A 19,054-nucleotide genomic window follows, 5' to 3' on the forward strand; every position below is an offset into this window, starting at 1 on the left:
ATTTTTATCAATAAAAGGTACACATATTGTATATATTGTGTTAATACCTTAATAATGGGTGTGTTAATTTCTCTCTTAATTACCATAGTTAAGCTAAATTTTTAGAAATACTCCCAAAATAAAAAGAGTTGTGTTCTACAACTCTTTTTATTTTAAACTTCTTTATTAGACGCAATCTCATCACATACTTCTTTAAATAATTCTTGCTTTTCTAAAGATAAAAGATATTCCATAAATGGCTTCTTTAATTCTTCTCTTTTTAAAGCATACTCAACTGTTGCCTGAAGGAAACCTAATTTATCACCAACATCATATCTTCTTCCTATAAAGTTATATGCATACATTGCTTCGCTTGTTATTAATGTTCTAAGTGCATCAGTAAGTTGAATCTCTCCACCTTTTCCCGGAATAGTATTTTCTAATATATCAAATATAGTTGGCGTTATTATATATCTTCCGAGTATCCCAATGTTGGATGGTGCCTCTTTTACTTTAGGTTTCTCCACTAAATCCTTCACCTTGTATACCCTATCTTCTATATACATTCCTTTAACTATACCATATTTATATACTTCTTCTTCTGGAACTTCTTGCACTCCTATAATTGAGGTTTTATACTCGTTATAACAATCTATAAGCTGCTTTAAGCATGGAATTTCACTATCAACAACATCGTCACCAAGCATAACTGCAAAGGGTTCATTACCAACAAAAGTCTTTGCACAATTTATTGCGTGACCTAATCCCTTAGGTTCCTTTTGTCTTATGTAATAAATATCAGCCATATTAGATATATCCTTAACTAAATTTAGCAACTGATCTTTTCCGTGAGCCTCCAATTCATTTTCAAGCTCAACAGATTTATCAAAATGATCTTCTATAGCTCTTTTGTTTCTTCCAGTTATTATTAATATCTGCTCTATTCCTGATGCTACCGCTTCTTCAATGATATATTGAATTGTAGGTTTATCAACTATAGGAAGCATTTCCTTAGGCTGAGCTTTAGTAGCTGGTAAAAACCTTGTACCTAAACCTGCTGCTGGTATTATGGCCTTTTTAACTTTCATCTTAATATTCCCCTTTACTACTAAAATTAAATTGAACCTATATATTAATCCTATTGAGAATTGTTTATTATTCCTTCTAGTTCAACAACTATTTCATCTTTAGGATCCAATTTTTTAGCAATATCTAAATGAAGTTTAGCATTTTTAATATCACCAGCATTTAAGTAACACATTATAATATTGGTACATATTTCTACAGATTTTGTTACTTCAAAAGCCTTTCTGAAATATGCTATAGCGGCTTCGTAATCACCTAATGAGGCATGATTTATTCCTAACTCATTTACTACTTCTATTATATTACTGTCAATACTCATAGCATCATTCAAGTAGTATATTGCCTTTTCATAGTTTTCCAAAATTCTATATGCTATTGCTATATAATAATGCAGAGTAGCATTATCTCCAAATTCTTCAATTAGTGGAATCAAAAATTTTAAAGCTTCCTTTGGCGCATCATACACCATCTCTTTGCCTTTTTCAAAATCTATTATGGATTTTAATTCATGTTTAAATTCTGTAATCTCTAAAGTTTCTTTACCACCTCTAGAGATGTAATTATTAATACAGAAAAGAGCTTTATCATAATCCCCCTCTTCTCTTCTTATCAAAGCCTCATAAAAATAAGGAAGCGCATAATTTTCCTTATTCTTTGCCTTTTCTATAACTTCTAATTCTTCACTTTTATACATTTTATCAGAATTTCTAAGGTTATCTCCAATTGTAATTAGCTTATCATAAATCTCTATTGTATCCTCAATTCTTAATAAACCCTTTAGCAAAATATATGCTTCTTCATAATATTCATTCTTTACACATTGAGCTATTTCACTTTTTATAAAATTATTACTATCCTTAATACTACATATCAACTTTTCATAATATCCGTTAAATCTGAAACTTTCATCTGCACCTAATACATAAGTCATCCCCTCGACAAAAAAGCTCATTGGTATTTGTTCTAGATTGGCTTCAGCTTTAACTTTATCTACTATATTAGAAGCTTTAACAGGAAAATATATGTCTTCATTAATTTCTACGTTAAAGAGTTTTTTTATATTTTCTTTTTTTATTTCTAAAAACAACACTTTGCTAAGTTTACTTGCAAAATATGATTTTACATCCATAAACTCTAACACCTACTTTATATATTATTTATTTGAATGTACCTTATTACCATAAGCTTTATTTAAAACCAATATACTAACAATTGCAAGACTTATCTATAATTTCGCAAACCATTTTCTCGAATTCTTCCATTTTTTCTTCTGAATCATGTAAATCAGTTCCTATTACAGACAAGTAAATCTTCATCTTCGGTTCTGTACCTGAAGGTCTTATAACAAACCATGAACTATCTTCTAATATAAACTTAAGCACATTAGACTTAGGCAAATCTATTCTATTCTCTGTTATATTTACTAAATCTTTCTCTATACTTAGCTTATAATCCATTTTTCTTATTATTCTATTGTTTCCAAGGCTGTGACTCATAGAATGCCTTAAGTATTGAATGGAATTTTCTATTTTCTCCTGTCCCTCTTTTCCTTTCAACTCAATTGAAATTAATTTTTCTTTATAGTAACCATACTTTTCGTAAAGGTTCATAAGAGCCTCATACAAGTTCATACCTCTACTCTTATAGTAAAGAGCCATTTCACATATAAGTTCTGCAGTAATAACTGCATCCTTATCTCTTACGAAATCTCCTGCAAGATATCCATAGCTTTCTTCAAATCCAAAAATATATTTTTTATCTTGCTTCTCTTCAAACTCTTTAATTTTTTCTCCTATATACTTAAATCCAGTTAACACGTCAATAAGTTCTACACCATATTCTTTAGCTATATTCGCTGCCATTTCTGTAGTAACAATTGTCTTTATTACTGCGCCGTTTTCTGGAAGTTTATTCATTTCTTTTAATGAGGATAGTATGTAGTGAGTTAAAAGAGCTCCCATTTGATTTCCTGAAAGCACTTGATACTTTCCACTGTTATCTTTAACTACTACTCCAATTCTATCACAATCTGGATCAGTTCCAAATATTATATCCGGCTGAATTTCTTTAGCCATATCCAGTGCTATATTAAATACTCTTGGGTCTTCAGGATTTGGGTATGCAGCTGTAGGAAAGTTTCCATCCGGTTTTTCCTGCTCTTTTACTATAAAAACATTTTTATAGCCAAGTTCCTTCAGTACTCTTCTTATAGGTATATTCCCTGTTCCATGAATAGGGGTGTATATTATCTTTAATTCTTCTGCATGTTTATTTACGAATTCTTTTCTTATGGTTAAATCTTTTACTCTTTCTATATAACTTTTGTCAACTTCTTCACCAATTATATTTAATAAACCTTTTTCTTTCGCTTCGCTGTAATCCATAGTTTTAATTTCTGAAAAATCATCAATACTTTGTGTAAAGGAAAGAATTTCTTTTGCTGATTGATCTGTAACCTGTCCACCATCTTCACCGTACACCTTATAACCATTATATTGTTTTGGATTATGAGATGCAGTTATTACAATACCTGCTTTGCTTTTTAAATGTCTAACTGTATATGAAAGCATAGGAGTTGGTCTCAATGATTCAAACAAATATACCTTTATTCCATTTGCACAAAGATTTAATGCTGCAGCCTCTGCAAACTCTTTGGACATAATTCTAGAATCATAGGCTATACTTACTGATATATCTTCTTTATATTTATTTAGTAAGTATTCCGCTAAACCTTGGGTAGCTTTTCCAACTGTATATATATTCATTCTATTGCTTCCCATTCCTATAATTCCTCTTAGTCCGCCTGTTCCAAACTCTAAATCTTTATAAAACCTATCTTCTATTTCTTTTTCATCATTTAACTTTTTTAATTCTTCCTTTGAAACTTCATCCATAAACCCTGAATTTAGCCATAACTCATATTTGTCTCTATATAACATTTTCTACCTCCCACATTATGTAAGTATTTGACATTTATTATTATACTATAAAAACACTATAAAAACACCATTAATAATATAATTATTAATATATTTTTAATTAATTTAAACAAAAAACAGGTATACAATATTAGAATTGTTACCTGTTTCTTTAATATTAATCCTCTGGCAAAATGTCAGACGGTTTTTTATTTAAAGTTATGGATGCTATTATACTATTAGCGTCTTCTACAAAAGCTATATCCTCTGATAGTTCTAAATCCATAATTCTGTATACGTCTCCAATTTCTAATTTAGATAAGTCTACATTTACGGATCTAGGAATATTTTCTGACTTACACTCAACTTTAACATTGCTTTTTTCCTTTTGTACTGCTGCACCTTTTTTCATTATTAAATCTTCACCTGAAAATACTATTGGTATCTCGGTCTGTATAGTTGCATTTTTAGATAATTCTTCAAGATCAATATGCACTATTTTGTGGTGCACTGGATCTCTTTGTACTTCCTTAACCAATGTTCTATGTAACTTACCTTCTAACTCTACATTTAGTACAGCGTGTTCACCATTTTTAGCAACTTCTTTATTTAATTCTAACTCACTAATCTCAAACATCATGTTATTTATGTTTCTTCCATATAATATTCCTGGTATTACTCCAGTTCTTCTTACCTTTTTAGCTTCATGGGAAGTATTTTTTTGTCTTTTATGTAATTTCAAATTCTCCATAATAAAAATCCTCTCTCAAAATAATAAATTTCATACTAATCATTATTTACAAACTTTGCCTATATTATTCACTAGTTCTATTAATAAAAATATTATTTTATAAAATTTACTCTTATTGTTGCATTTACAATATATTTAACATATAATTATATTGGCTTAAATGAAAATGCAGGCTAGCCCTTGAAACATCTGAGTTCAAAGGGCATATTTTTATGAAAGAAGGTGCTTTATCAAGGTGTATAAGTTAGATCAAAATGAAACTCCTTTATTCGACGCATTAATGGAGTATGTAGATAGAGAAACCATTCCTTTCCACGTTCCTGGTCATAAGAAGGGAATTGGTATGGATGAAGAATTTAAAAATTTTATTGGGGAAAACCCATTCAAAATTGATGTTACGGTATTTAAGCTAGTTGACAGTCTTCATCACCCTACGGGTCCAATAAAGAAAGCTCAACAATTAGCTGCTGACGCATATGGTTCTGATGCTGCGTTCTTTTCAATACATGGTACTTCTGGAGCAATACAGGCTATGATTATGTCTGTAGTTAAAGCTGGTGAAAAAATAATTATTCCAAGAAATGTTCATAAATCTGTTACCGCTGGAATAATACTAAGCGGTGCTACACCAGTGTATATGCAGCCTGCATTAGATAAAAATGTAGGAATAGCTCATGGAGTTACCCCTGAAACCGTTGAAAAAACATTAAAGGAAAATCCAGATGCAAAAGCAGTATTAATCATAAATCCAACTTATTACGGAGTAGCGGCAGACATAAAAAAAATAGCTGATATAGTTCACAGCTATGATATTCCTCTAATTGTTGATGAGGCTCATGGACCACACCTTGGTTTTAATGATAAATTGCCAATATCAGCAATGGAAGCTGGGGCTGATATTTGTTCCCAAAGCACTCATAAAATAATCGGTGCCTTAACTCAATGTTCATTATTGCAGGTTCGTTCTGAACGCATAGATATAAATAGAGTTCAGCAAATTTTATCTTTGCTGCAAACAACCTCTCCTTCATATATATTGATGGCTTCTTTAGATTGTGCAAGAAGACAAATTGCCCTGCATGGCGAAGATCTTCTTAATGCCACTATTGAGCTATGTAATTATGCCAGAGAACAAATAAATAATATACCTGGTTTTTATTGCTTCGGCAAAGAAATTCTAGGTAATGAAGGAGTATTTGCCCTTGACCCTACAAAAATAACAATAACTTGTAGAGATCTAGGAATAACTGGTTATGACTTAGATATGATATTATCAAATAAATATCATATACAAGTTGAACTTTCCGACCTATATAACGTATTAGCTGTAGGATCCTTTGGTGATACTAAAAGCAGCATAGATACTTTATTAAAAGCTTTAAGAGAAATAAGCGATGAATACTATGGAAGAGGAAATAAAAAATCAGACTTCATTGATGTTCCTTCAATACCAATGCAGGTAAAAATACCAAGAGAGGCATTTAACAGTGTAAAAACTCCTGTTTTACTAAAAAATAGTGTTGGCATGGTAAGTGGAGAGTTTCTAATGGCTTATCCTCCTGGAATACCTATACTTTGTCCTGGAGAAGAAATTACTCAGGAAATAGTTGATTATGTTCAAACACTTAAAGAAACAGGCTTATATGTTCAAGGAACAGAAGATCCTGAAGTAGAATCTATTAAAATTGTTAAGTAATTAAGAACTAAAGATGAGAATACTCTCATTTAGAAATGGGGAAAAATTTGTTTTCATACAAATTCTTCCCCATTTTTTATTCGGTAGCTACCACCTCGATATAACAGATTCTAAAACTCATCTGATGCCAAGAACTCTGTTTATATCTGTATTCCTTTTTGTAGAGCTTTCTTATTTAACTCGAATGCTTTTGGTGGAACTGCTGTTTCTAGAACACCATTCCAATCTATATCTTCTAAATTGAGCGCTTTAATCAGTGCTCCAAGTAAAACTACATTTTGTGCTTTTATATTTCCAAGTTCCTCAGCTATTTTAGTTGCATTAACTACTATTGTGTTTTTAACTGTTTGTTTTAGTTTTTCATTAACATTTTCAGGGTATTCTTCCTGTCCTATTAAAACAGGTACTGGATGTATTTCGTAATTATTTACTACTAAATATCCATCTTTCTTTAAATAGGAAAGCCATCTCGCAGCTTCACTTTTTTCGAATGATACTATTACATCAGCATCCCCTTTTTCTATAAGTGGAGAATATACCTTTTTCCCAAATCTAACTTGAGTACTAACGCTGCCTCCTCTTTGAGCCATTCCGTGAACCTCTGACATTTTCACATCATATCCATGTTTTAATAAACCTTCAGTTAAAACCTTTGAAGCAAGTATAGTTCCTTGCCCTCCTACGCCTACGAATAATATGCTTTTAACATTACACATATTTACTCACCAACCTTTTCTATGGCATTGAATTTACATACTTGTTTACATAACTCACAGCCGTTGCACATATTTTTATTTATACTTACAACATCATTTTTAAATTCAAGTGCAGGACAACCTGTTTTTAGACATGCCTTACACTTCTTGCAGCTTTCAATTTGTATGCTGCAGTGCATGTTAGCTCTCCTCTTTATTACGTCCTTCTTTAAAGCACAAGGCTGTTTTGTTATTATTACAAATGGTTCAGTGCTATCATGTGCAGCTTTTACCGCTTCTTCTGTAGCTTTCAAATTATAAGGGTCTACAACTCTTAGATTTTCTTCCTTAATTCCAAGTGAAAGCACAACCTTTTCAATATCAACAATTGGAGCTGCCTTACCTTGCAGAGTTCTTCCAGTACCTGGGTTTTCCTGATGTCCAGTCATTGCCGTAATACTATTATCTAATATACAAGTAACAATAGGTGTATTGTTGTATATGGAATTAATAAGTCCTGTAATCCCTGAATGGAAGAAAGTTGAGTCTCCTATAAAAGCAAAAACCTTGTTATTTCTTCCTGCCATTTGATTTGCTTTTTCTAAACCAATACCAGATGAAACGGATGCACCCATACATACGCAAATATCTGTAACGTTGAGCGGTGCAACTAACCCTAGTGTATAACATCCTATATCTCCTGATGCTATAACATCTTTATATTTTGATACAGGATAAAATATTCCTCTATGTGGACATCCTGGGCATAATACTGGAGGTCTTGATGGCGCTTGAATATCTGTTTTATAGCTTACTGGCTTGCTTTTACCAAGCATAGCTTTTCTTATAATGTCTGAATTTAGTTCTTCACAAATAGGAATAATTTCTTTACCAGTACACTGTATTCCCATAACCTTAATTGCATTTTCAATATATGGTTCATTTTCTTCTACTACATACAATTTTTCAACTTTTGAAGCAAATTCTTTAATTAGTTTATCTGGCAGCGGATAACTCATGCCTATCTTTAATATAGAAGCCTTATCACCTAGCACCTCTTTTACGTATTGATAGGATATTCCACTAGTAACAACGCCTATCTTAGTATCCGACATTTCTATTTTATTTAAGCTGCAGCTATTTGAGTATTCCTGCAGTTTTTTGAGCCTCTCTTCAACTTCATAATGTTTTTTTCTAGAATGCGCTGGTATCATCACATATTTTTGAATATTTTTTTCATATGGTTTTACTCCTACTTCTTCTCTTTCTCCAAGCTCTACTACGCTTTTAGAGTGAGATACCCTTGTTGTAGTTCTAAAAAGAACTACAGTATCAAATTGTTCACTTATTTTAAAAGCTTCCTTCATAAAATCTTTGCATTCCTGTGAATCAGAGGGTTCAACCATGGCAATCTTTGCATGTGGTGCAAAAAGTCTGTTATCCTGTTCATTCTGAGATGAATGCATGCCTGGATCATCTGCACTAACCACAACAAATCCTCCGTTAACTCCCTCATATGCTATAGTGAAGAGCGGGTCAGCAGCTACATTTAACCCAACATGCTTCATTGTAGTCATACTTCTTGCTCCACCTATAGCTGCACCAGCTGCAACTTCTAAGCCAACCTTCTCATTTGGAGCCCATTCAGCATATACTCCATCATATGTAGAAAGATTTTCTAATATTTCTGTACTTGGCGTTCCTGGATAAGCTGAAGCAACAGTACATCCAGCTTCATAAGCACCTCTTGCTATAGCTTCGTTACCTGTCATAATGACTTTCATAATTTATAATACCCCCATCCTATTATCTAATTATAAAATTTTATAAGCTTAATTATAGAGAAATCAACCAGAAAGTTAATTTATACAGAGGGATATGTTTCCAATGCTGAAGTAGATTTAAAAATTTTGTGCCAGTCTTAGTGAAGGGTTTTAAGAGAACCTTAGAACTTTAGAGTTGTTTGAGCACAGCGAGTTCTCGAAAGTTCTTAGGTTGTCTTGAAACACAAGCTTTAGACTGGCTAAAAGTTTTTAACGTGCTGAAGCTTGGAAACATATACCGGCGTATAAGTTAACTTTCGGCCTTAGAACCCTATAAACGATTTCAAGTATATTATGAAATTACTGATCCAAGTGCTATTGAGTAAAGTTTAGATTCAGCGCTGTCAGCTCTCGATACTAGAACTACAGGGCACTTAGCTCCCATAATAACTCCTGCACTTTGAGCATTGGCAAAGTATGTCATTGATTTTCCAAGGAAATTACCTGATTCTATATTTGGAACTAAAAGTATATCCGCATCCCCTGCCACATCGCTAACAATTCCTTTATGTTCAGCTGCTATCTTAGATATAGCATTGTCTAAGCCTAAAGGACCATCAATTATACATCCCTTGATCTGCCCTCTCTTATTCATTTGGCTAAGTACAGATGCATCCAAAGTTGCTTGCATTCCAGGGTTTACTACTTCAACTGCACAAATTGGTGCTATTTTAGGCATGTCTAACTCTAATTTATGTGCTACCTTAACAGCATTATTTATGATTCCTATTTTATCTTCTAAAGCAGGATATGGAACCATGCCTCCATCAGTTAAAAATATAAGCTTATGATATGTAGGAACTTCGTAAACCATAACATGTGAAAGTAATCCCTTACCTCTTAATCCTGCTTCTTTATTTAAAACAGCTCTCAATAGGTCTGCAGTACCAAGTAATCCTTTCATGATGTAATGAGCTTGTCCATTAGATACAAATTCAACAGCTTTTGCTGCTGCTTTTAATATGTTCTTTTCATCTACTATTTTTATATTATCTAAGCATAATCCATTTTCTTCAGCTATGCCTTTTATTTTATCTTCATCACCAACTAAAATTGCATCTACGATACCAAGCTTAACAGCCTCAGTTACTGCGCTTAAAACCTCTTTATCATGTGCTGCCGCCACTGATAAAGTCTTTTTTTCTTTTGACTTGGCTAAACTTAAAATTTCATCTAACTTTTTTACCATAATTCTTTCCCCCTTATTATATTAATAAGTATCGTAAGCGAAACATTTATAATAATTAATTTTCTAAATATTTGCACTTAATAACAATTATATCATCAGATTATGGCATTTACAATGCACAGTTATACTGGCAGTGAATTTAAAACTTTATAAAATAAAACAAGTGATAAATCCAAAAGGAATTTATCACTCGTCAGATATTTTTACGCTATGTTAATTGTAAGTATCTTAGATATAAATTTAGTATATAATTCTATCAGTAACGTCTTTTACTGTTTTGCATCCTGTTAATACCATAGCAGATTTTAATTCACTTTTTAGAGTATCTACATAAAGCTTAACACCTTCTCGCTCTGCACCAAAAGATGCTGTTACAAAAGGTCTTCCAACAAGTACAGCATCAGCTCCTAATGCTATCATTTTAAGAACGTCTACACCATTTCTTACTCCACCATCTGCAAGTATTGTAACCTTACCTTTAACAGCCTGTGCTATTTCAGGAAGTACATCTGCAACTCCAGGAGTTTGGTCTAATACTCTTCCTCCATGGTTAGAAACCACTATTGCATCAACACCAGCCTTAACAGCAAGTTCTGCTTCATCTGCTGTCATTACTCCTTTTAATATAAAAGGTAATTTTGTACTATTTACAATTTCTTTAATATCTTCTACAGTTTTAGGACCAACTGGTTTCCCATGGAGTGCTAAAGTTATAAGCCCTGCAGCGTCTATATCCATTCCAACAGCAAAAGCTCCCGCTTCCTCAGCAAGCTTAATTTTCTTTATTACATTACTATTTTCCCAAGGCTTTATTACAGCAATTCCTTCTCCATTAAATTTCTTCAATTGTTCTAAATTTGTTATTAAAAATGAGTCTACAGCAGTATCTCCCACCATAGGATAAACACCTGCATCTAAGCATCCACCTATTACCCATGAGATGTATTCTTCTTCTGTAAACTTGCCGCCCATGTTTAATGTAGTACCAGATACAGGTGCTGCAAATACTGGAACATCCATCTTCCTTCCAAATAATTCAATTGAAGTATCAGGATCTTTAGCATCATGTATTACTCGCATATTTAATTTGTATGAATCTAAAGCCTCTATATTAGCTAAGAATGCATCGCCAGTTCCTTTTCCGCCCATCCCTGGTACTTCTCCAGCACAGGCTTTACCATTGCACACTGGACAAACTCTGCAGCTTCCATTTAGATTTTCACGAGCGCTTTTTAATAATTCTTTGTAGTTCATTAATATCTCCCCCTTCTTTTGACATACCAAAACATACTGGTAAGCCATCATTCCGTTAAAGTATTAAATTATTTAGATTTACAATTTAATTATAATTTATTAATTTTAAATCTCAACTGTTATTTTAATAATCGAAGAATCTTTAATTTATCATTTGTTTTCTATATCTATCTTATCAAGTTCATCTTCTTCAGTATAAATCTTGATTCCATTCCTTTTTAAAAGCTCAGCAGTAACTCCATTTCCATCAATCTTATTTCCTGTAAAAGTTCCATCATAAATTTTACCAAATCCACAGGAAGGGCTTCTTGCTTTTAATATAGCAACTTTAGCATCACACTCTTCTGCTATTTTAAGAGTTTCATATGCCCCTCTTATAAATTCTTCCGTAGCATCATCACCTTCTGGTCCTAAAATTCTAGCCTTTCCATCTAATATGTCAGCACCTGTTCCTTTAAATATCTCGTGTGCAGCTCTAGGTGTACTTTGCCCTCCTAGTTGTTCCGGACAAACTGGTATAGCTTTACCCTCTCTCAAAAGCTTTAGCGCTCTTTCATCCAGATTATTTCCACCATTATACTTAGTATTAATTCCACATAAACAAGCACTTACTATAATCATGCTATCACCTCGCATTTAATATAAAAAGTAGCCTTCTACTTTAACTCTACAACTGTAACTCCTGTACCACCTTCGCCATACTCTCCTAATCTATAATTTTTTACATGAGTATGTCTTTTAAGCATGTCATTTATTGCATTTCTAAGTACTCCTGTACCTTTTCCATGAATAATGGTTACTTCCTTTAATCCAGCCATATAAGCATCATCTAAATATTTATCCACAGTATATGATGCCGCTATTGAATCCATACCTCTCAAATCTACAGATGAAGAAACAGATCTTAAATTTAGTTTTGCTTCTCTTTTCATCATTTTCTTTTCTTCTTTTGATTGACCTTTAGAAGCTCTTAAATCTTTAAGCTTAACATTTATTTTCATAATACCAGCTTGAACCTGTACCTCTCCCTTGTTGTCAGGCTTTGATAATACAATAACTTTTTGATTTAAAGAAGGTAAGAAAACCTCCTGTCCTTCCTTTACAACTTTTAACTCTTCGCCATCTTCCTTATTAACATAATTTGCTTTACTCTCAGCATCTTCAAGCTTTTCTTTAAGTTTTCTTCTCTCCACTTCTAACTTTTGTCTTACATCAGAGGCATATCCCATCTTCTCAAGCTCTCTCATTTCCTTAAGAATTTGATCCGCCTCTTCTTTAGCTTCTTTGATAATTTTCTTTGCTTCCCTTTGCGCCTCAATTAAAGCTTTCTCTCTTGTATTTTGCAAGCTATACATTTTTTCTTCATACTTATCTTTTATTTTTGCTGCCTCAAATTTTAATATTTCTGTCTCTCTTGCATGATTTTCTGCCTTTATACTTTTTTCTTGAAGATCCTGTATTAGATCTTCAAATTTGAGAGCTTCACTAGCAATACTTTCTTTTGCATCTCCTATTATAAATTCAGGAAGACCTAATCTCTTTGATATTTCAAAGGCATTTGATTTTCCTGGTACTCCAATTAGAAGCCTGTATGTAGGTCTTAAGGTTTCTACATCAAATTCTACTGAAGCATTTTCAACTTTTTCTGTTTTCAAAGCATATGCTTTAAGCTCACTATAGTGAGTTGTAGCTACTATTCTGCAGCTTCTTTTTTTCAAATGTTCCAATATAGATACTGCTAGTGCAGCTCCCTCAGTTGGATCAGTTCCTGCACCAAGCTCATCAAATAATATCAATGACTTTTCATCAGCATTTTTTATAATATTTACTATATTAGTCATATGAGACGAGAAAGTAGATAAGCTTTGTTCAATGCTTTGCTCATCTCCTATATCTGCAAACACTTCTTTGAAAAAGCTTACAGTAGAGTTCTCCCTCGCAGGTATCATAAGGCCACTTAAAGCCATAATCTGCAATAATCCTACAGTTTTCAATGTAACAGTTTTACCACCGGTATTAGGACCTGTTATAACTAGCGAAGTAAACTCTCTTCCTAGGTGCATGCTCATTGGCACTGCTATTTTTCTATCAATTAAAGGGTGTTTTGCCTCTATAATATCAACCACACCTTCATCATTTACTATAGGAGCTGTACAATTTGATTCACTGGCAAATTTGGCTTTTGCAAATATAAAGTCTAGCTCCCATACAATGCTGGCATTGTTCTTAACTACTGTTATATTGTCATAAACTTTCCCTGAAAGTTCAGCTAAAATTCTATCTATTTCAGCCTTCTCCTTAAGCATAAGTTCTTTAATTTCATTATTTAAATTAACTAAACTCATAGGCTCAATGTACAAGGTAGCTCCACTAGAACTTTGATCATGAACAAGTCCTGGTACTGAACCTTTATGTTCAGCCCTAACAGGAAGAACATATCTGTCTCCCCTCATAGTATATAAGTTATCTTGAAGATATGCTGAATAACTTCTTATAAGAGAGTTAACCTTCTCTCTTACTGATGCATTTTTATCCTTTAATGATCTCCTTATGTTATAAAGTGCTGAACTTGCTCTATCAGAAACTTCATCCTCACTTTCTATAGCTATAAATATCTGCTCTTCAAGATTTTTTAGAGGAACAATACCCTCGCATATATCTTCTATCACCCTAAAGGATTCCTCTTCTTCTTTATGAGATATATAATCTTTAAATTTTCTTGCAGCTCTAAGTACTGCTGCTATCTTTAAAAGCTGGCCCGGCATAAGGGTAGAACCTTTTTCAGCCCTACTTATTCCACTTCTAATATCATAAACACCCTCAAAAGGTGGAGCTCCCTTAGTAACTAACAATTTGAAGGCTTCTTTTGTTTCTTCTAAATGTTCTCTCACCTCATAAATGTTATCATAAGGCTTTAGGTCATCTATTAAATCTTTCCCTGCACTAGTAACGTTGTACTTCTTTAATTGTTCTTTTATTTTATCAAATTCTAAAATTTTTAAAGCTCTATCATTCATTATATTAACCACCTTTTCATCTAAGGCACTATATAGATTATTCTACTCCCCTTTTATAGTGTCCTCTTGTAAATTTGCTAAAATCATCTTTCCAGCATTCTTCTTTAACAGCCTCTAAAATTCTTTTAGCTTCATCATAACTTTCATCTATTAAATCAATTCTATAAGATCTTACGCCCATTGTTCTCAATTCTTTAATATTAGATATTAAATTAGTAGGAACATTATTATAAATATAACTTCTGCAGAATCTATCATTTTTTAGAACAAATTCCTCTCCTTTTCTATCCTTTAAAACAAATTGTCCTTTTTCACAAGCTCTGCTGCAGTCTTTACATGCACTTTTACCACCAAATACACTTCCAATAGGACAGTATTCACTTACCATAAGCTCAACTTTTCCATAAACTAATATCTGTGTAAGGGATTTATCTTTCTTAACTATATCTAACAACTCTTTTCTATTTAATTCAACACTTAAACAGTTTCCGCATAGAAATTTGTTATAGAAGTCTAATGCATAGCTATTAAATATATTTAATTTATAATCTCCTAGTATTTTTGTATTTTTATTAAACTTACTTATTATTCCCAGATTAGCAGTTATTAATCCTTCTATATCTGTAAGCCTTGATTCTATAGAATCACAAATATAGTTAAACTCTGATTTTATTATATTGGGAATCTTAAAAAATACTTTTTTACCTTTCAGTTTATCTAAGCAGTTAAAGCCTAAATTAGAAAATGGATTTATAGCTGCATATTGAAAATCTGATTCAAGAAATGCTCTAATATGTTCTTCATTATTTAAGAATATTATAGTATTAGGAATTTCTAAATAATTTGTTTTAGCATTGTTAATTGCTAAATTATTATTTTCACTATTATTCTTTCTTTCTAGTGTATTTTTATCTTTTTCTAATTTTACTAAGTTATTTTTATTATCAGAAGTCAATATGTGCTCTTCTATCTTAGTTAACAGTTCTCTTCTTATTTCATTAATGGAGGATACAGGTAAAAATCCTTCTTCAAAACCTACAAAGTCTATTTCTGTAAATTTAAATGGAATATCTCCGGTTTTACTTAGACTCTCAATAATTCTTTCTCTATCCAGTGGTCTTTTTATAGCTTTTTGAACAATCTCACCTTTTACTTCGAAAGTATTATCTTTATATAATGTAGATAACGCTATTGACTCACCAACTTTAAATTTTACCTTAAGTTCTAATTCTATTTTTCTTTCAAATGCATTTTTATAAAAAGTCTCTAGTTCTTTTAAAAGCCTTGAATCAGATGTTTTAAATAAAACATCTCCATTTTTATATTCCTGAGGAAGTAACTTTATCTTATCTCCCTTAAATGCCTCATCAACTTCTTTTCCATTCTTTAATATCTTTGAAATAATAAAACCCTTTTCACCACTTCTAATTCCATCTTTTAAGGATACATTTTCCTTTAATACTAATGTTAAATCCTTTTGAACCTTTCCAAGCTCAACTCCTGTGTTCTTTGGGAATGAATAAGCCATCATATCTTTGCCAGTATTACCAAATAGGTATGCTCTAGAGAATCCTTCTCTATTAAATAGCTGCATAAGCTTTTTCTTTTCATGTTCTAAGTCAAAGCCTTTGCTATAATCCAAATTCTCACCTGATGAACTTTTATAGTATTCATCGATTGCTTTTCTATACGCTTGAACAACGCCTGCTACGTACTCTGGCCTTTTCATCCTTCCTTCTATTTTCAGTGAAGCTGTACCGCTTTCAATTATTTCTTTTACATTTTCTACAGTACATATATCCTTTGGGCTTAATATGTACCCTTTTCTCTCTGACTTATTTTTTTTATCAATAATTGTATATGGAAGTCTACAGGGCTGTGCGCATCTTCCTCTATTACCACTTCTGCCACCAATCATACTACTCATTAAACACTGTCCTGAATAACAAACACAAAGTGCCCCATGAACAAATATTTCTGTTTCCACACCCAAATCCTTAGATATATATCTTATTTCGTCTATTGAAAGCTCTCTAGAAAGAACTATTCTTTTAAATCCAAGATTTGTTAAAAGTAAAGCTCCTTCAGCATTATGAATTGTCATCTGAGTAGAAGCATGTAATTCAAATTCTGGTAAATGTTTTCTAACTAAACTTGCAAATCCCATATCTTGTATTATAAGAGCATCTACTCCTATTTTATATAATAACTTTGCATACTCCAATGCTTCATTTATTTCATTTTCTTTCAAAATAGTATTTATAGTTATATATACTTTTACATTATATAAGTGACAGTATTGAACTGCTTTAATCATGTTTTCATCATCAAAGTTCGATGCATAGGCTCTAGCAGAAAACTTATTTCCACCTAGATATACTGCATCTGCTCCTGCCTGTACCGCTGCATATAAGCTCTCAATGCTGCCTGCAGGCGCTAGTAGTTCTATTCTTCTCATGTTCATCTCTCCTAAAATATTCTAAAGTTCATTATACAATAGATTAAGCATATTTAAAATGTCATATTCACTATTATTTATCTCCCTCTAATGTACTTTTAATAACAAGGATTAATCATATATTATATAATAGCATAATAAAAGCAGTTATTATATTTGTAGAGACAACCCATTTATAATAACTACTTCTATAAAATCAGAACTCTATATCGCTCATCCAATCTTGGTTATCTAAATACCATTCTATAGTTTTCTTTATTCCTACCTCAAAGTTAGTTTCTGGATACCACCCTAGTTCATTTTTTATTTTAGTTGGATCTATTCCATATCTTTTATCATGTCCTTTTCTATCTTCTACATATCTAATTAAATCCTCTGTTATCTTCTTATCTACATTTTCATGCAAATATTTTATAACTATCTTAACTATTTCAATATTAGTTTTTTCATTATGTCCACCTACATTATAAATCTCTCCTACTTTTCCCTTATTTATAACCATATCTATTGCCTTACAATGGTCTTCCACATATAGCCAATCTCTTATATTTAATCCATCTCCATACACAGGTATACATTTATAGTTTAAACAATTATTTATTAATAATGGTATTAGCTTTTCAGGGAATTGATATGGTCCGTAATTATTTGAACACCTTGTTATATTTATTGGCATTCTATAGGTATCATAATAAGCTTTAACGATTAAATCAGCACTAGCCTTACTTGCAGAATATGGGCTATGAGGGTCTAATGGCGTTGTTTCAACAAAGTAACCATTTTCTCCAAGTGAACCATATATCTCATCTGTTGATATTTGAATATACTTTTTTCCTTCTTTAAAGCCTGTTTTTGTTTCCCATGATTTTTTAGCCGTACTTAATAATGTAACTGTTCCCAATACATTAGTCTTTACAAATATTTCTGGTTCTCTTATACTTCTATCCACGTGGGATTCTGCTGCAAAGTTTACGACGTGATCTATATCATATTTTTTAAATAATTCTTCTACTAATTCTTTATCGCATATGTCCCCTTTAACAAATACATAGTTAGGTTTATTTTCTACCTCTTTAAGGTTTTCTAAATTTCCTGCATAAGTGACTTTATCTAAGTTTATAATTCTTATGCTGGAATATTTGTTTAACATATATATAACAAAGTTAGAGCCAATAAATCCTGCTCCACCTGTAACTAAATAAGTTTTCATAAGCCCCTCCAAACTATTTTATTTTAACTATTAATATTCTATTTAATAAAAGTGCTTTTTAATAAAAGTGCTTTAGTCACTTAAATTTAAGTAACTAAAGCACTTTTTTTCTCTTCACGATACTTTATAATCTCTACTAAAAATGTTATCTAAATTTATATCTTTACATAATTCATTTGCATAAGCTAAGGATTGAAAAGTCCCCGCATCTATCCACCATCTTTGAAGTACATCATAAGTTAATGTGCCTTCTTTTATATACCAATTATTTACATCTGTAATTTCAAGTTCTCCTCTTTTAGATGGCTTTAATGTTTTGATGATATCAAAAACTCTACTATCATACATATATATGCCAGTAACACAATAATTACTTTTAGGATCTTTAGGTTTTTCTTCAATATTAATAACCTTGTATCCCTTAAGTTCTGCTATTCCATAGCCTTCCGGATTATTAACTTGTTTTATTAATATTTTTGCACCATTATTCTGTTGTTCAAAATTAGCCACATAGTCTATTAAGCTATCTTCAAATATATTGTCCCCTAAGATTACAATGGATTTATCCTTACCTACAAAAGCTTCACATAAACTTACTGCATGTGCAATTCCTCCGGGTTGATCTTGAATTCTGTAAGTAAAATTCATGCCATATTCATATCCACTCCCCAAGCGATTAACTGCTGCTCCAATGTGTTCTTTATTCAAAATAATCATAACATCATTTATTCCTGCTTGTTTCATTTTAGCTATTGAATGATCTATCATAGGATACTTTCCAACGGGTAATAAATGTTTATTTACTACCTGAGTCAGAGGAAATAATCTCGTACCTGTTCCCCCTGCCAATATTATTCCTTTCACTGTGAACGCCTCCTGTTTTTTGAGCATGGATATTTAGGTAATTTCTTTTCTCTTTATAGCCACTATATTCTATTCACAGAAGTGCTATTTAGTGCTATTAAAAGATGAATTAAA

General features: G+C 31.9%; 14 protein-coding genes. 1 reads left to right on the top strand and 13 read right to left on the bottom strand.

What is annotated here, in order from left to right; genetic code table 11:
• Positions 1-152: 152 nt before the first annotated feature.
• From galU to ACZ5N4_RS23155, 4 genes are all read right to left on the bottom strand, one after another.
• Entirely contained in the window at positions 153-1,067 is a 915-nt protein-coding gene (gene galU / locus ACZ5N4_RS23140) for a UTP--glucose-1-phosphate uridylyltransferase GalU (RefSeq protein ID WP_464204834.1), read from the bottom strand.
• 50 nt (positions 1,068-1,117) lie between these two features.
• Positions 1,118-2,194 carry a tetratricopeptide repeat protein gene (locus ACZ5N4_RS23145; protein WP_464204835.1) on the bottom strand — a complete coding sequence of 359 codons (1,077 nt, stop codon included), beginning with the start codon at positions 2,192-2,194 and terminating at the stop codon, positions 1,118-1,120.
• 76 nt (positions 2,195-2,270) lie between these two features.
• The gene (locus ACZ5N4_RS23150) at positions 2,271-4,004 is read right to left on the bottom strand and encodes a phospho-sugar mutase (RefSeq protein ID WP_464204836.1); all 1,734 of its coding nucleotides are present in this window, start codon (positions 4,002-4,004) and stop codon (positions 2,271-2,273) included.
• A 157-nt stretch (positions 4,005-4,161) separates the two neighbouring features.
• The gene (locus ACZ5N4_RS23155; protein WP_464204837.1) at positions 4,162-4,734 is read right to left on the bottom strand and encodes a 50S ribosomal protein L25; all 573 of its coding nucleotides are present in this window, start codon (positions 4,732-4,734) and stop codon (positions 4,162-4,164) included.
• Positions 4,735-4,969: 235 nt separating this feature from the next.
• Between ACZ5N4_RS23155 and ACZ5N4_RS23160 the strand changes: the two genes are divergently transcribed.
• Positions 4,970-6,430, top strand: coding sequence for an aminotransferase class I/II-fold pyridoxal phosphate-dependent enzyme (locus ACZ5N4_RS23160; protein WP_464204838.1), 1,461 nt, complete (start codon positions 4,970-4,972; stop codon positions 6,428-6,430).
• A 140-nt stretch (positions 6,431-6,570) separates the two neighbouring features.
• Here the strand turns inward: ACZ5N4_RS23160 and ACZ5N4_RS23165 are convergent, their stop codons facing one another.
• The 9 genes from ACZ5N4_RS23165 to ACZ5N4_RS23205 form a co-directional block, all read right to left on the bottom strand.
• Positions 6,571-7,146, bottom strand: a complete 576-nt coding sequence (locus ACZ5N4_RS23165; protein ID WP_464204839.1) for an indolepyruvate oxidoreductase subunit beta — start codon at positions 7,144-7,146, stop codon at positions 6,571-6,573.
• 2 nt (positions 7,147-7,148) lie between these two features.
• On the bottom strand, positions 7,149-8,909 hold the full coding sequence (gene iorA, locus ACZ5N4_RS23170) for an indolepyruvate ferredoxin oxidoreductase subunit alpha (protein WP_464204840.1): 1,761 nt from the start codon (positions 8,907-8,909) through the stop codon (positions 7,149-7,151).
• Positions 8,910-9,240: 331 nt separating this feature from the next.
• A complete protein-coding gene (locus ACZ5N4_RS23175; protein ID WP_464204841.1) occupies positions 9,241-10,137 on the bottom strand; it encodes a phosphate butyryltransferase in 897 nt (298 codons plus the stop codon).
• Between the two features lie 240 nt (positions 10,138-10,377).
• The gene (locus ACZ5N4_RS23180) at positions 10,378-11,391 is read right to left on the bottom strand and encodes an alpha-hydroxy-acid oxidizing protein (protein ID WP_464204842.1); all 1,014 of its coding nucleotides are present in this window, start codon (positions 11,389-11,391) and stop codon (positions 10,378-10,380) included.
• 150 nt (positions 11,392-11,541) lie between these two features.
• Positions 11,542-12,012 (bottom strand): 2-thiouracil desulfurase family protein, encoded by a 471-nt coding sequence (locus ACZ5N4_RS23185; protein ID WP_464204843.1) that lies wholly within the window; start codon positions 12,010-12,012, stop codon positions 11,542-11,544.
• A 35-nt stretch (positions 12,013-12,047) separates the two neighbouring features.
• Positions 12,048-14,408: an endonuclease MutS2 gene (locus tag ACZ5N4_RS23190; RefSeq protein WP_464204844.1), complete on the bottom strand. Its 2,361-nt coding sequence runs from the start codon at positions 14,406-14,408 to the stop codon at positions 12,048-12,050.
• 37 nt (positions 14,409-14,445) lie between these two features.
• Positions 14,446-16,866: a U32 family peptidase gene (locus ACZ5N4_RS23195; RefSeq protein ID WP_464204845.1), complete on the bottom strand. Its 2,421-nt coding sequence runs from the start codon at positions 16,864-16,866 to the stop codon at positions 14,446-14,448.
• A gap of 196 nt (positions 16,867-17,062) precedes the next feature.
• Positions 17,063-18,076, bottom strand: coding sequence for a dTDP-glucose 4,6-dehydratase (rfbB, locus tag ACZ5N4_RS23200; protein ID WP_464204846.1), 1,014 nt, complete (start codon positions 18,074-18,076; stop codon positions 17,063-17,065).
• A gap of 114 nt (positions 18,077-18,190) precedes the next feature.
• Positions 18,191-18,940 (bottom strand): sugar phosphate nucleotidyltransferase, encoded by a 750-nt coding sequence (locus ACZ5N4_RS23205; RefSeq protein ID WP_464204847.1) that lies wholly within the window; start codon positions 18,938-18,940, stop codon positions 18,191-18,193.
• Positions 18,941-19,054: the final 114 nt, after the last annotated feature.

The sequence above is a fragment of the Clostridium nitrophenolicum genome, assembly GCF_055391695.1.